This window comes from Geodermatophilus aquaeductus (assembly GCF_900182545.1).
GTDB lineage: Bacteria > Actinomycetota > Actinomycetes > Mycobacteriales > Geodermatophilaceae > Geodermatophilus > Geodermatophilus aquaeductus.
This window is the reverse complement of record NZ_FXTJ01000013.1, coordinates 124,051-136,597: the sequence shown is the minus strand read 5'-3', so window position 1 is coordinate 136,597 and position 12,547 is coordinate 124,051. Positions and strand designations below refer to the sequence as shown.

Annotated in this window: 15 protein-coding genes; 8 read left to right on the top strand and 7 right to left on the bottom strand. The window is 76.6% G+C overall.

The window, feature by feature from the left end:
* Positions 1 to 91 precede the first annotated feature (91 nt).
* Both FN207_RS23060 and FN207_RS23055 read right to left on the bottom strand, forming a co-directional pair.
* The gene (locus FN207_RS23060; protein WP_142460777.1) at positions 92 to 670 is read right to left on the bottom strand and encodes an LOG family protein; all 579 of its coding nucleotides are present in this window, start codon (positions 668 to 670) and stop codon (positions 92 to 94) included.
* A 7-nt stretch (positions 671 to 677) separates the two neighbouring features.
* Positions 678 to 1,136 (bottom strand): MaoC family dehydratase, encoded by a 459-nt coding sequence (locus FN207_RS23055; protein WP_142460776.1) that lies wholly within the window; start codon positions 1,134 to 1,136, stop codon positions 678 to 680.
* A 78-nt stretch (positions 1,137 to 1,214) separates the two neighbouring features.
* On the opposite strand from FN207_RS23055, the gene FN207_RS23050 reads away from it, so the two are divergent.
* Positions 1,215 to 1,703: an NUDIX domain-containing protein gene (locus tag FN207_RS23050; RefSeq protein ID WP_246066292.1), complete on the top strand. Its 489-nt coding sequence runs from the start codon at positions 1,215 to 1,217 to the stop codon at positions 1,701 to 1,703.
* Between the two features lie 10 nt (positions 1,704 to 1,713).
* On the opposite strand, the gene FN207_RS23045 is transcribed toward FN207_RS23050, so the two are convergent.
* Positions 1,714 to 2,520 carry an endonuclease/exonuclease/phosphatase family protein gene (locus FN207_RS23045; RefSeq protein ID WP_281282165.1) on the bottom strand — a complete coding sequence of 269 codons (807 nt, stop codon included), beginning with the start codon at positions 2,518 to 2,520 and terminating at the stop codon, positions 1,714 to 1,716.
* A 172-nt stretch (positions 2,521 to 2,692) separates the two neighbouring features.
* On the opposite strand from FN207_RS23045, the gene FN207_RS23040 reads away from it, so the two are divergent.
* The 4 genes from FN207_RS23040 to FN207_RS23025 all read left to right on the top strand — a co-directional run bounded on the left by FN207_RS23040 (position 2,693) and on the right by FN207_RS23025 (position 5,495).
* Entirely contained in the window at positions 2,693 to 3,478 is a 786-nt protein-coding gene (locus FN207_RS23040; protein ID WP_142460775.1) for a hypothetical protein, read from the top strand.
* Positions 3,479 to 3,521: 43 nt separating this feature from the next.
* Positions 3,522 to 4,409, top strand: coding sequence for a 1,4-dihydroxy-2-naphthoyl-CoA synthase (locus tag FN207_RS23035; protein ID WP_142460774.1), 888 nt, complete (start codon positions 3,522 to 3,524; stop codon positions 4,407 to 4,409).
* Between the two features lie 15 nt (positions 4,410 to 4,424).
* Complete coding sequence (locus FN207_RS23030) at positions 4,425 to 4,757, top strand: hypothetical protein (RefSeq protein WP_142460773.1); 333 nt, start codon at positions 4,425 to 4,427, stop codon at positions 4,755 to 4,757.
* 141 nt (positions 4,758 to 4,898) lie between these two features.
* Positions 4,899 to 5,495 (top strand): TetR-like C-terminal domain-containing protein, encoded by a 597-nt coding sequence (locus FN207_RS23025; RefSeq protein WP_142460772.1) that lies wholly within the window; start codon positions 4,899 to 4,901, stop codon positions 5,493 to 5,495.
* Positions 5,496 to 5,517: 22 nt separating this feature from the next.
* Here the strand turns inward: FN207_RS23025 and FN207_RS23020 are convergent, their stop codons facing one another.
* Positions 5,518 to 6,204 (bottom strand): TetR/AcrR family transcriptional regulator, encoded by a 687-nt coding sequence (locus tag FN207_RS23020; RefSeq protein ID WP_185938530.1) that lies wholly within the window; start codon positions 6,202 to 6,204, stop codon positions 5,518 to 5,520.
* A 235-nt stretch (positions 6,205 to 6,439) separates the two neighbouring features.
* Between FN207_RS23020 and FN207_RS23015 the strand changes: the two genes are divergently transcribed.
* Genes FN207_RS23015 through FN207_RS23005 form a run of 3 tightly spaced genes read left to right on the top strand, consistent with a single transcriptional unit; the run spans position 6,440 to position 9,221 of the window.
* Positions 6,440 to 7,552, top strand: coding sequence for an NDMA-dependent alcohol dehydrogenase (locus FN207_RS23015; RefSeq protein ID WP_142460770.1), 1,113 nt, complete (start codon positions 6,440 to 6,442; stop codon positions 7,550 to 7,552).
* Between the two features lie 38 nt (positions 7,553 to 7,590).
* A complete protein-coding gene (locus FN207_RS23010) occupies positions 7,591 to 8,256 on the top strand; it encodes an HAD family hydrolase (RefSeq protein WP_142460769.1) in 666 nt (221 codons plus the stop codon).
* The gene (locus FN207_RS23005; protein ID WP_142460768.1) at positions 8,253 to 9,221 is read left to right on the top strand and encodes a Gfo/Idh/MocA family protein; all 969 of its coding nucleotides are present in this window, start codon (positions 8,253 to 8,255) and stop codon (positions 9,219 to 9,221) included. The genes FN207_RS23010 and FN207_RS23005 overlap by 4 nt, the downstream gene beginning before the upstream one ends.
* Here the strand turns inward: FN207_RS23005 and FN207_RS23000 are convergent.
* The 3 genes from FN207_RS23000 to FN207_RS22990 form a co-directional block, all read right to left on the bottom strand.
* The gene (locus FN207_RS23000; protein WP_142460767.1) at positions 9,218 to 10,405 is read right to left on the bottom strand and encodes a glycosyltransferase; all 1,188 of its coding nucleotides are present in this window, start codon (positions 10,403 to 10,405) and stop codon (positions 9,218 to 9,220) included. The two genes, FN207_RS23005 and FN207_RS23000, sit on opposite strands and share 4 nt — an antisense overlap.
* Positions 10,405 to 11,358, bottom strand: coding sequence for a glucosyl-3-phosphoglycerate synthase (locus tag FN207_RS22995; RefSeq protein ID WP_142460766.1), 954 nt, complete (start codon positions 11,356 to 11,358; stop codon positions 10,405 to 10,407). Before FN207_RS22995 ends, FN207_RS23000 begins: the two co-directional genes overlap by 1 nt.
* Positions 11,359 to 11,539: 181 nt before the next feature.
* Complete coding sequence (locus FN207_RS22990) at positions 11,540 to 12,508, bottom strand: glucosyl-3-phosphoglycerate synthase (RefSeq protein ID WP_142460765.1); 969 nt, start codon at positions 12,506 to 12,508, stop codon at positions 11,540 to 11,542.
* Between the last annotated feature and the right edge of the window lie 39 nt (positions 12,509 to 12,547).

Below are 12,547 nucleotides of genomic sequence, written 5' to 3'. Positions count from 1 at the left end.
CCACTCCACGCCCGGAGGTCCTCCCGTCACAAGATCGGTCAGTCAGATCCTGTGGTCACACGTCCTCGACCAACGTCTCCGGTCAGTACAGCTAGGGGCGGGGAGGGACGCCCTCGGCCCACTTGCGCGGCGGGTGCTCGTAGTCCTCGACGAAGGCCAGCAGCCCCGCCGCGTCGGGGACCACGCCGAGCGCGTCGAGCCGGCGCTGCTCGAGGTAGCCGTCGTCGGCCATGCGCTGCAGCTGGGCCAGCAGCGGCTCCCAGAACCCGTCGACGTCGAGCAGCACCACCGGCTTGGCGTGCAAGCCGAGCATCCCCCAGGTCCACGCCTCGAAGAGCTCCTCGAGTGTGCCGGCGGCGCCGGGCAGCGCGACGAAGGCGTCGGCCAGCTCGGCCATCCGCGCCTTGCGCTCGTGCATCGAGTCCACGACGTCGAGCCGCGGTAGCCCGGGGTGGGCCAGCTCGTCGTCGACGAGGTGCTGCGGGATCACCCCGACCACCTCGCCGCCGGCGGCCAGCGCGGCGTCGGCGACGACGCCCATCAGCCCGACGTGCCCGCCGCCGTAGACGACCCCGACGCCGGCCTCGGCCAGTCCGGTGGCCAGCTCCGCCGCTGCCCGGCGGTGCGACTCCGGCCCGGGCCGGCTGCCGGTGAAGACCGCGATCCGCACCCTCGCGTCAGCTGCTGTAGTAGCGGAAGACCGGCTCGGCGATGCACACGGGCTTGTCGCCGCCCTCGCGCTCGATGACCGCGGAGAGGGTCAGCTGCAGCCCGCCGGCGACCTGCTCGACGTCCTTCAGCGTGGCGGTCAGCCGGACGCGCGAGCCGACCGGCACCGGCGAGGGGAACCGGACCTTGTTCAGGCCGTAGTTCACGCCCATCGCGGTGTCGGTCACCGTCAGCACCTGTCCGGACAGCGAGGCCAGCAGCGACAGGGTCAGGTAGCCGTGGGCGATCGGGCCGCCGAACGGGCTCTCCTTCTTCGCGCGCTCGACGTCGACGTGGATCCACTGGTGGTCACCGGTCGCCTCGGCGAACTGGTCGACCTGCTGCTGCGTCACCTCGACCCACTCGCTGCTGCCGAGCTCCCGGCCGGCCAGCCCGGGCAGTTCGGCCATCGTCGTTGTGGTCGTCATGGAGGGTGCTCCCGTCGTCACAGCCGGCCTCGTCGCCGTCGTCCCCACCGGATCCTGCCAGTGCGGTTCACTGGATCCGTGGGGACCATCCGGCTGACCGTCACCGACGGCTGGACCACCTGCTCACTGGGCCACCGGCACTGGGGCCGCGCCGGCGCCGCCGGCCTGCTGGTCCACCGCGACGGCGACGACGGACCGGAGCTGCTGCTGCAGCACCGGGCCCTGTGGTCGCACCACGGCGGCACGTGGGGGACGCCCGGCGGCGCGCTGCACGTGGACGAGACACCGGAGCAGGGCGCGCTGCGCGAGGTGGAGGAGGAGCTCGGGCTGCCCGCCCGGGACCTGGTGCTGGGCGCCCGCTCGGTCGACGACCACGGCGGCTGGGCCTACACGACCGTCCTGGCCCGCCCGGTCGGCGACCTCGACCCCGGCCGGCTGCGCCTCGACGGCGAGAGCACCGGCGTGGCCTGGGTGCCGCTGGCCGGGCTGCACCAGGTGACGCTGCACCCGGGGCTGGCCGGCTCGTTGGACCGGCTCCGGCCGCTGCTGGGGTCCGCCGCGGCCTGACCACGAGGACCTAGCCGGGCGTGACCGTCACGGTCAGCGCCCGGTGGTCCCCGACCGGCAGCCCCTCCACGGTCCCGTCGCGGGCCGTCACCGCCCCCAGTGCCAGCAGGTGGTCGAGCTGCAGGCGCGGGTCCGACGCCGGGAAGCTCGCCGCCCGCAGCAGCGACGTCGCGCCCAGCAGCCGCGCCGGCACGCCCCCGGGCAGGTTGAGGTCGCCGGCCACCACCACCGGACCGGGCAGCGAGCCCGTCCACCGGCGCAGCCGCCGCAGCTGGCGCACCGCCGTGGGCGGGGAGAACGACAGGTGGGTGGCCACCACGGTCAGCCCGTCGAGGCAGGCGGCGACGGCGACCCGCGGCTCGTCGGGCACCCACCACAGCCGCGGTCGGCCGGTGGCGGGGTCCGGGGCCCGCAGCGGCAGGCGGGCGCGGCCCGAGCCCAGCCCGAGCACCGACCACGCGCGCACGGGACGCCGCGACAGCAGCGCGACGCCGTAGGCGGGACCGGGCACGGCGCCGTCCGGTCCGCGCAGGGCCGGCTCGGCGGCGGTCCAGGTGCCGCGGAACGGGCTGGGCGTGCCGTCCAGCGTGGCCGCGTGTCGCCAGTCGACGGCGCCCAGCGCGCCGGCGAGCACCGCGGTCTGGTCGGTGCCGCCGGAGCGGCCCTGGCCGGCGTCCACCTCCTGGACGGCGAGCACGTCGACGTCGAACCCGGCCACCGCGGCCGCCAGCGCGGGCGGGGCGAGGACCCGGCCGTCGGGGCCGCGGCCGGAGGCCAGGTTCAGGGTGCCCACGCGCAGGGCGGCGCCGTCGGGCACCCGGCCGACGCTAGCCCCGCGGCGCGGTCCCCGCCTGTCGCCCGTTCGCGCTGGTCGCAGGCGCAACTGTTGCAGCGGTACGTCGTTGTACCGAAGGTGTGAGGGCAGTCTCACCGGCGAGACGGAGAGGGGTCGACCCATGGGCGCGCGGCACCGCGCAACGGAGGACGTCGTGGCAGCCGAGCCGACGGCGGAGACGCCACCCGTCGAGGAGAGCGCCGCGCAGCGCCTGGTCTGGCGTGTGCTGATGTCCTTCGCCGTCACCGGCCTCGTCGTCGCACCGCTCATGGCCACCGCCGGGAGCGACACGCCCGACGCCTCGGCCGCCGGGACCGGCTCGGGCGTCTACTCCGGCGACTCCGGGACCGCGCAGCCCTCGACGTATGCCCGCCTGACGCCGTCCTTCGGCGTCCCGGGCACGCCCGACGGCTTCCTCTTCCCCGGCTTCGGGACCACCGCCTCCTCCGTGCAGCGCGCCGGCGGCGCGTCGGCGTCCCCGACCGGGCTGAGCGGCCTGGCCGGCGCGGTCGCGGCCGCCTCGACCGACGCGGCCGCGCCCTCCTCCGCCGCCCCGGCCGCTCCCGGGGCGTCGGCGCCCGCCGCTGCGGCACCGGCCGCCGGTGCGGGCGGCAGCGCCCCGGCCGGCTCCGCGTCCTCCGGCGGCTCCGCCTCGCCCGGGACCGGCGCGGCCCCGGCCCCGGCGGCACCCGCCCCGGCCGCTCCGGCGCCCGTCGTCCCCGCGCCGGCCCCGGCGCCCGAGGTCCCGGCTCCGGCCCCGGTGCCGTCGCTGCCCCAGCCGGCGGGTGGGGTCGTGGGCGGTGCCACCGACGCGGTGGGTGAGGTCGTGGGCGGTGCCACCGACGCGGTGGGCGGCGTGGTCGGCGGTGCCACCGACGCGGTGGGTGGCGTGGTCGGCGGCGTCACCGGCGGCGTGGGCGGCCTGCTCGGCGGCGGCTGATCCCGGCCCTGCCCGCTCCACTCACCGCAGCTAGGTTCGGGGCATGAGCGCCCGCGACGACGTCTCGGAGATCTTCGACAGCGCGGCGTGGCGGCCCGTCGAGGGGTTCGACTCCGGCGACATCACCTACCACCGCGCCGTCGACGCCGGCGTCGTCCGGATCGCCTTCGACCGGCCCGAGGTCCGCAATGCCTTCCGGCCGCAGACCGTCGACGAGCTCATCACCGCCCTCGAGCACGCCCGGCTGTCCACCGACGTCGGCTGCGTGCTCCTCACCGGCAACGGCCCGAGCCCGAAGGACGGCGGCTGGGCGTTCTGCTCCGGCGGCGACCAGCGGGTCCGCGGGCGCCACGGCTACCAGCACTCGGAGACCAGCAGCGGCCGGCTGCACGTGCTCGAGGCGCAGCGGCTCATCCGGTTCATGCCGAAGGTCGTCGTCTGCGTCGTCCCCGGGTGGGCGGCCGGCGGCGGGCACAGCCTGCACGTGGTCTCCGACCTCACCCTGGCCAGCGCCGAGCACGCGCGGTTCAAGCAGACCGACGCCGACGTCGGCAGCTTCGACGGCGGCTTCGGGTCGGCCTACCTCGCCCGCCAGGTCGGGCAGAAGTACGCCCGCGAGATCTTCTTCCTGGGCGACGAGTACTCCGCCGAGGACGCGCACCGCATGGGCATGGTCAACCGGGTCGTCCCGCACGCCGAGCTGGAGCGCACCGCGCTCGACTGGGGCCGGCGGATCGTCGCCAAGAGCCCCACCGCCCAGCGGATGCTCAAGTACTCGTTCAACCTGATCGACGACGGCCTCGTCGGCCAGCAGCTCTTCGCCGGGGAGACGACCCGGCTGGCCTACGCGGCCGAGGAGGCCGTGGAGGGCCGCGACGCCTTCCTGGAGAAGCGGGACCCCGACTTCTCCCGCTTCCCCTGGCACGTGTGACCCGAGGAGGACCCCGTGATCGTCGAGGTGGTGGGGGGCGCCGACGAGCGCCCCGAGGTCCGGGTCGTCGACACCGACGACCTCACCCGGCTGCACCTGGCGCTGGGCCAGGTGACCGACGAGGAGGCCGACGAGGTCCTGCGCCGGGCAGGTCTCGGCCGGCTGCAGGACGACGGCACCGGCCTGCTCGACGCGGCGGCGCTGCGGGCCGCCGCGGAGCCCGACGCCGACGTCGCCGACTGGGGCGAGCGCTGGGACCGGATGGTCGAGCAGGCGCGGAGCCGGGGCTGGGTCAGCGAGGACGGCGCCACGCTCCAGGTCCACGTCGAGGGCGCCGCCGGCGCCTGACACGGCGCGTTCCACGGCGCGTTCCACGGCGCGTCGCGGCCGTCCGGTCGGGTGACGGCCCGACCCTGTCGTTGTGGTGACTCCATCGACAGGTCAGGATGTGGCGGTGCGCAACCTGATGCCGTGCGAACGAGTTCGCCCGTGAGTGGCACCCCGGGCCGGCCGCTGAGCGCGGAACTGTCCGAGCAGCTGGTCGCGGTCGCCGTCGACATCCTCGCCGAGGAGGGCTGGGGCCGGCTCAACAGCGACCGCGTCGCCGCCCGGGCCCGGGCGGGCAAGGCCGGGATCTACCGGCGCTGGCCCTCGATGGCCGCGCTCGCGCGCTCGGCGGTCAGCCGCTTCACGCTCGTGCACGCCCCCGAGGACGAGGGCTCGGTCCGCGCCGACCTCGTCGCGCTGGTGGGCTCCTGGCGCCGGCCGCTGTCGCGCGAGGAGCGCGCGGTGGCCAGCCTCGTCGGGGCCGCCCGCCACGACGAGGACCTGCGCGCCGGGCTCGACGCCGCACTCGTGCACCCGCTCACCGAGAGCGTCGAGCAGCTGGGCCGGCGCTGGGCCGCCCGGGGCGACGACGTGCCGGCCGAGCGGCTGGCGCTGCTGCGCTCGGTGCTCGAGGCGTTCTGGTGGCAGCGGCTCACCGCCGCCGGCGACGGCGCCATGGTCGCCGAGCACGTCGAGCAGGTGGTCGACGAGGTGCTGATGCCGATCGTGGCGCCCGTCGCGGAGCCCGCCCGGCGCTGACCCCGGGCCGTGCGCCGGCCGATCAGACGGCGCGCAGGGCCGGGACGGTGACGTCGGCCAGGACCGTGCTGACGAGCTCGGCCTCGTAGCGGGTGAGCAGCCGCTCGGCCAGCGTGCGCGACTCCGCGGCGACCGCGGCGGCGTCCTCGGGCGCCGGCAGCGGGTTGCGCGGCGTGGTCACGAGGATCCGGGTGACCGCGAGCCAGGTGGCGGCCACGACCGCGGCCGCCGTGCGCGGGTCCGCGGGCACCCGCTCGTCCGCGTCGGGGTCGGTCCAGGCCTCGACCAGCGCCTCGCGGAGCCGGGCCTCGGCGGTGTGGTGCAGCTCCCGCTCGGAGGCCTGCAGCGCGGGGGAGCGGGTGAGGTCGGCGATCGTGCAGCGGCTGGTCGGGTCCGCCAGTCGCTCGACGAAGCGCCCCACCGACTCGACCAGGTGCTCGCGCAGCGCGGTGAGCGCGGGCACGCCGGCGGGGCGCTGCCGGACGGCGGCGGCCGGTGCGTCCACCCACGGCGTCCGGTCGGCCCAGTAGAGCTCCTCCTTGGTGGCGAAGTGGTTGAACACCGTCTGCACCGCGACGCCCGCGGCGGCCGCGACCTCGGCGATGGGGACGGCGTCGAAGCCGCGCTCGGAGAACAGCTGCTGAGCCGTGTCCCGCACGTGCGCGCGCGTCTGGGCCTTCTTGACGGCCCGGCGGGACTGATCACTCACGGTGCGAAGGGTAGCAACGCTCCGTTGCGGGAGCCGGGTTTCCGGAACGACGTCAGCCGGTCGGGGCATGCCGCCGGTGCCGATCCCCCCATCGACCTGCACGGTCGCCCGGGGACGGCGTCCGCTGGCACCGGGTGCCACCCGGCGTCGGGCGCCGCGGGGCCGTGGGGTTGGCTGGACGCCGAGACGACGGCGTCCGCGGGGGCGGCGCCGGGCCAGAGGGAGGGCCGGACCGGTGGAGACCAGGGGAGCGGTGCTGCGCGAGGCGGGCACCGAGTACGAGATCGTCGACCTGGAGGTCGTGGACCCCGGGCCCGGTGAGGTCCTGGTCGAGATGGCCTACGCCGGCCTGTGCCACTCCGACGAGCACCTGCGGCACTCCAACCCCGGCGGCCGCTACCCGATCGTCGGCGGGCACGAGGGCTCCGGCGTCGTCCTGGCGGTCGGCCCCGGCGTCACGTCCGTCGCGCCCGGCGACCACGTCGTCACGAGCTTCCTGCCCGCGTGCGGGCACTGCCGCTACTGCGCCACCGGCCGGTCCAACATCTGCGACGAGGGCGCCACGATCGCGATCGGGCAGCTGCCCACCGGGACCTATCCCTTCCGCCTCGACGGGGAGCCCCTCGGCGGGTTCTGCATCGTCGGCGCGTTCGCCCGCCACACGGTGCTCAGCGAGTTCTCCTGCGTGCGGATCGACGCGCACCTGCCGCTGGACACCGCGGCACTCCTGGCCTGCAGCGTCCCCACCGGGTGGGGGTCGGCGGTCTACTCCGGCGGCACGCGCCCGGGCGACGTCGTCGTGGTGGTCGGGCTGGGCGGCGTGGGCGTCAACGCCGTGCAGGGCGCGGTGCACGCGGGCGCGGCGCACGTCATCGGCGTCGACCCGGTGGCCATGAAGCGGGACTTCGCGCGGTCCCTGGGCGCGACCCACGCCGTCGCCGACGCCCGGGAGGCCGCCGCGCTGGCCCGGGAGCTGTCGCGGGGCACCGGCGCCGACGTCGTGGTCGTGACCGTCGGGAAGATGTCGGCCGAGGTCATGGCCGGGGCGTCGGCGTGCCTGGGCAAGGGCGGCACGCTGGTGCTCACCGCGCTGGCCGACCACCCGCGCGAGGGCCACGTGGACCTCAACGGGCAGATGACCACCGTCTTCGAGCACCGCGTGCAGGGCTCGCTGTTCGGCTCCTGCAACCCCTTCCGCGACATCCCGATGCTGGCGCGGATGGCCGAGGAGGGCCGGCTGGAGCTCGACCGGCTGGTCACCCGCCGGTATTCCCTCGACCAGCTGACCCAGGGCTACCGCGACCAGGCGGCCGGCGAGACGGTCCGGGGGCTGCTGGTCCACGGCTGAGCGGTTGCTGCCACTCGGGCCGGGGCAGTTCCCGGAGCGTGAGCTCCCCCCTGGTCGCGGTCCTCGACGTCGACGGCACGCTGGTGGACACGAACTACCAGCACGCGCTGGCCTGGTACCGGGCGTTCCGGTCGCTGGGCGAGACGTTCCCGGTGTGGCGGATCCACCGGCTGATCGGCATGGGCGGTGACCAGCTGGTCGCGGCGATCGGCGGGGACGGCCTGGAGCAGCGGATCGGGAACGAGGCGCGCGAGCGCTGGGTGGAGGAGGTCGACCGCCTGATCGCCGAGGTCGCGCCGCTGCCGGGTGCCCGCGACCTGCTGGTGGGCCTGCGCGAGCGCGGTCACCGGGTCGTGCTGGCCAGCTCCGGCAAGCCGCACCACGTCGACCGCTACCTCGACCTGCTCGACGCCCGCGACGTCGCCGAGGCCTGGACCACGAGCGAGGACGTCGAGTCGACCAAGCCCGCCCCGGACCTCCTGCAGGTGGCGCTGCGCAGCCTCGGCGAGCCCGAGGACGCGGCGAGCGTGGTGGTCGGGGACTCGGTGTGGGACGTCGAGGCGGCGAAGAAGGCGGACATGCCCGCGGTGTCGGTGCGTTTTGGCGGCTTCGGCGACGACGAGCTGCGCGACGCCGGCGCGGTCGCGGTGTTCGACACCCCCGGGGACCTCCTCGCCGGCCTCGACGACACCCCGCTCGCGTGAGCATCCGGGTGGGCCTGGTCGGGGCCGGTGGGGTCGGCGCCCGGCACGGCCGCACGCTGAACGCGCTGGACGGCGTCGATCTCGTCGGCGTGGCCGACGCCCTCCCCGCGGCGGCCACGGCCCTCGCCGGGGAGCTGGGCGTGCCGGCCCTCGACGTCGACGGGCTGCTGGGCTCGGGCCTCGACGCGGTCTGGCTGTGCGTACCGCCGTTCGCGCACGGCGAGCTGGAGCTGACCGTGGTCCGCGCCGGCCTTCCGCTGTTCGTGGAGAAGCCGCTGGGCACCGACCTCGCCGTCGCCGAGGAGGTGGCCGCCGCCGTCGCCGACTCCGGCGTGCCGACGGCGACCGGCTACCACTGGCGGCACCTGGACACCGTGGCCGCGGCCCGGGCGGTGTGCGCCACCGCCCCGCCGCGGCTGGTCGCGGCCACCTGGCTGGACAAGGTCCCGCCGCCGGCGTGGTGGTCGCGCGCGGACCGCTCGGGCGGGCAGGTGGTCGAGCAGGCCACCCATGTGCTCGACCTGGCCCGCGTGCTGGCCGGCGAGGTGGAGGAGGTGCAGGCGCTGACCGCACCGTCGTCGTCGGAGGGTCGCGACGTCGACGACGCCACCGTGGCGCTGCTGCGGTTCGCCTCCGGCGCGGTCGGCACGCTCACGGCGGCCTGCGCGCAGCCGGCGAAGACCCGCGCCGGCCTCGAGGTCTCCTGCGCCGGCGCCTCGTTCGAGCTCACCGAGACCTCGCTGGCGGTGACGACGGCCGACGGCACGAGGCACAGCGAGCCGGAGGTGGACGCCCGCACCGCCGTCGACCGGGCCTTCGTGGACCTGCTGACCACGGGCGCGCGCGCGGAGGGGCTGGTCGACTACGCCGAGGCGCTGCGCACCCACCGGCTGGCGGTGGCGATCGCGGAGTCGGCCCGCACCGGCGCCGCCGTCCCGGTTCGCGGCCAGGGCAGCCGGGACTAGAGCGTGGGGGAGCGGGGCGCCACGACGCGCGTGCCCGTCATCCGGCGCACCCCCGCGCGGCGGACCACCTCGGCGTAGAGCCGCTCGTAGGCCGCCGCCATGACCGGGGGCGCGAACCGGCGCCGCGCCTCGGCCGCGCACACCTCCGGGTCGATCTCCCCGAGCCGCCCCAGCGCCGCGGTCAGGCCCGCCTCGTCGTCGGCGAGGAAGCCGGTGCGGCCGTCGTCGACCAGCGAGGGCAGGCAGCCGCGGGCCAGCGCCACCACCGGCGTCCCGGCCGCGAGCGCCTCGCACACCGCCGTCCCGCCGGGCTCCTCCCAGCGGATCGGCGTCAGCAGCGCCCTCGCCCGGCGCAGGAGATCGTCCTTCTCCGTGCCGCTCACGGTGCCCACCCAGCGCGCCTGCTCGCCGTCGAGCAGGGGCTCGACGCAGGCGAGGAACCACGCGACGTCGGGGTGTGACAGCGCCGGGTGCCCCGGGGTGGCCAGGGCGGCGTCGAGCGCGGCGCGGTCGGGCAGCGGGCCGACCGGGCCGGCGAGCACCACGGGCACGCCGGCGGCCCGGGCGGCCCGCACCGCGGTGTCGGTGCCCTTGAGCTCGCACAGCCGCGCGAGCACGAGGACGGCGTCGTCGCGCTCCTCCCGCGGCAGCGGCGGAGGACCGTCGACCGGCACCGCCAGCGGGACGGCGCCCAGCGTCTGGCGCCGCAGCCGCTCTGGCCCGCGGGCCACCTGGCTGTCGGACACACCCGCGTAGAACACCCGGCCGCCGCCGTCGAAGGACGCGTAGAAGTCGGCGTTGCGGTGCAGGTCCCAGTGCAGCGTGTGCAGCACCGGGGGCACCGCCCGGCCGAGCCCGCCGAGCACCGCCGGGCCGACCACCTCCAGGTGGGTGTGCACGACGTCGAAGCCCCCGGTGGCGGCGGCCTCGGCCACGGCCGTGGCGTGCGCGTGCGCGATGCCGACCACCTGCGCGTACGGGGCCCCGAGGCGGTCGAAGCGGCCGGTGGGGAAGGCGCTGACCAGGCCGTCGACGGGCAGCGTCGAGTCGCCGGACGCGGCGAGGACGACGGTGTGCCCGCGGCGGCGCAGCTCGGTGGTCAGCGTGGCGACGACGTTCTCCAGCCCGCCGTAGCCCGCGGGCGGCACCGACAGCCAGGGGCCGGCGTCCACGAGGACCCGCATCACCGGCCCCCGGAGGCCGCCGCCCGGACCGTGGCCATCGGTGGCCGCTCGCTCACCGCCACGTCCCAGCTCACCGCCTCCACGCCGTCGGCGGTGCGCAGGAACTGCAGCAGCTCCGAGGCGGGCAGCCCGGCGCCGGGACGGCGGGCCATCGCCGTCTGCAGGATCTGGCCGGCCATGCGGCCCAGCGCGGCGTCGGACTGGTGGGCGTGCTGCCGGGTGCCGAGGTCGACCTGGGCGAGCGCGTCGACACCGGCGAGCCCCGCGAGGTCGACGAGCAGCCCGAACTCGACGCCGTAGCCGGACACGAACGGCACCCGCTCGAGCAGGGCGCGGCGGCCGGCGTACTCACCCGACAGCGGCTGGACGAAGCCGGACAGCTCCGGCCAGAACGCGTTGAGCAGCGGCCGGGCCAGCAGCTCGGTCACCCGCCCGCCGCCGGAGGGGACGATGCCCTCGGTGGTGGTGAGCGGCCGGTCGTAGAGCGCCTTGACGTAGCCGATGCCCGGATCGGTGAGCAGCGGGCCCACCAGGCCGACGACGTACTGCGGGTCGAAGCCCACCAGGTCGGCGTCGACGAAGACGACGAGGTCGCCGCTCGTGGCGTGCAGCGCCTTCCACAGCGCCTCGCCCTTGCCCGGTACGCGGCCGTGGTCGGGCAGGACGGTGCCGGTGTCCACGACGCGCGCCCCGGCGGCGCGGGCGACCGCGGCCGTGCGGTCGGACGAGCCGCTGTCCACCACGACCACCTCGTCGACCAGCGGGTCCCGCTCCACGAGGTCGGCGCGGATGGCGCGGACGATCGTGCCGACGGTGGCCTCCTCGTCGAGCGCCGGGAGCACGACGCTCACCGTGCTCCCCTGCGCCCGCTTGGCCTCGGCCAGGCCGGCGGCGGTCCAGGACGCGGCGGAGTAGGTACGCCGGCGCAGCCAGCGGTGGACGTCAGGGCGCATGGAGCTGCTCCCCCTGGTCGGGTGCCGGCTCCGTCGCCTGGCACGGGACCCCCGTCGCGACAGGATGCACCACCCCGCAAGCCCTGATCCCGCGGTGTCCGTCGTCGTGACCGGGAGTGGTCCCGCGCTCACTCGTGCTCTGCCCCGTGTGCGCGGGCAGGGCACGAGCGGCCGCAGGGGGTCAGACCGCCCCGGCGCGGGAGGCCCGGTACTCGGGGACCGTGACCATCGGCGGCCGCTCGTCGACGGCCACCGGGGTGCTGACCGGGTCGAACCCGCCGGCGCCGGCGCGGAACTGGGTGAGCAGGCCGCCGACCCCGGCGCGGCCGCTGCGGGCGAGCACGGCGGAGACCACCTGACCGGCCATCCGGCCCAGCGCCTCGGTGTCCTGCGAGGTGTGCCGGCGCACCCCCAGGTCGACCTGCGCGAGCCCGCCCAGGCCCAGCAGCCCGAGCAGGTCGACCAGCAGGCCGACCTCGACGCCGTAGCCGAAGACGACGGGCACCTGCTCGAACGCCTCGCGCCGCCCGGCGTACTCCCCGCCCAGCGGCTGGACGAACCCGGCCAGCTCCGGCCACAGCGCGTTGAGCAGCGGGCGGGCGGTGAGCTCGGTGACCCGCCCGCCGCCGGCCGGCGTGACGCGGCCGTCGACCTCCAGCGGCCGGGTGTAGCAGCCCTTCACGTAGCCGACCTGCGGATCGGTGAGCAGCGGCGCGAGCAGGCCCGGTACGTAGTGGGTGACGTCGCCGAGCAGGTCGGCGTCGAGGAAGACGAGCAGGTCGCCGCTGGTGGCCGCCAGCGACTTCCACAGCGCCTCGCCCTTGCCGGGGCGGGTGCCGTGCGCGGGGAGCACGTCGGCCGTGGCGACGACGTCGGCCCCGGCGGCGCGGGCGACCTCGGCGGTGCGGTCGGTGGAGTCGGAGTCGACGACGAGCACCTCGTCGACCAGCGGCACCCGCCGCACCCACCGCTCGACCACCTCGCCGGCCAGCCGGCCGACGGTGGCCTCCTCGTCGCGGGCGGGCAGGACCACGCTCACCCGGTGCCCGCCGCGGCGCTTGGCGCGCAGCAGCGCGGGGACGTCGAGGTCGGCGAGGGAGCGGGCGGAGGTGGTGCGGCCGGAGAACCAGGCGCGGGCGTCGGGTCGCATCGGCCCACTGTCGTGGAGGACCGGCGCCGGCGCCACGGA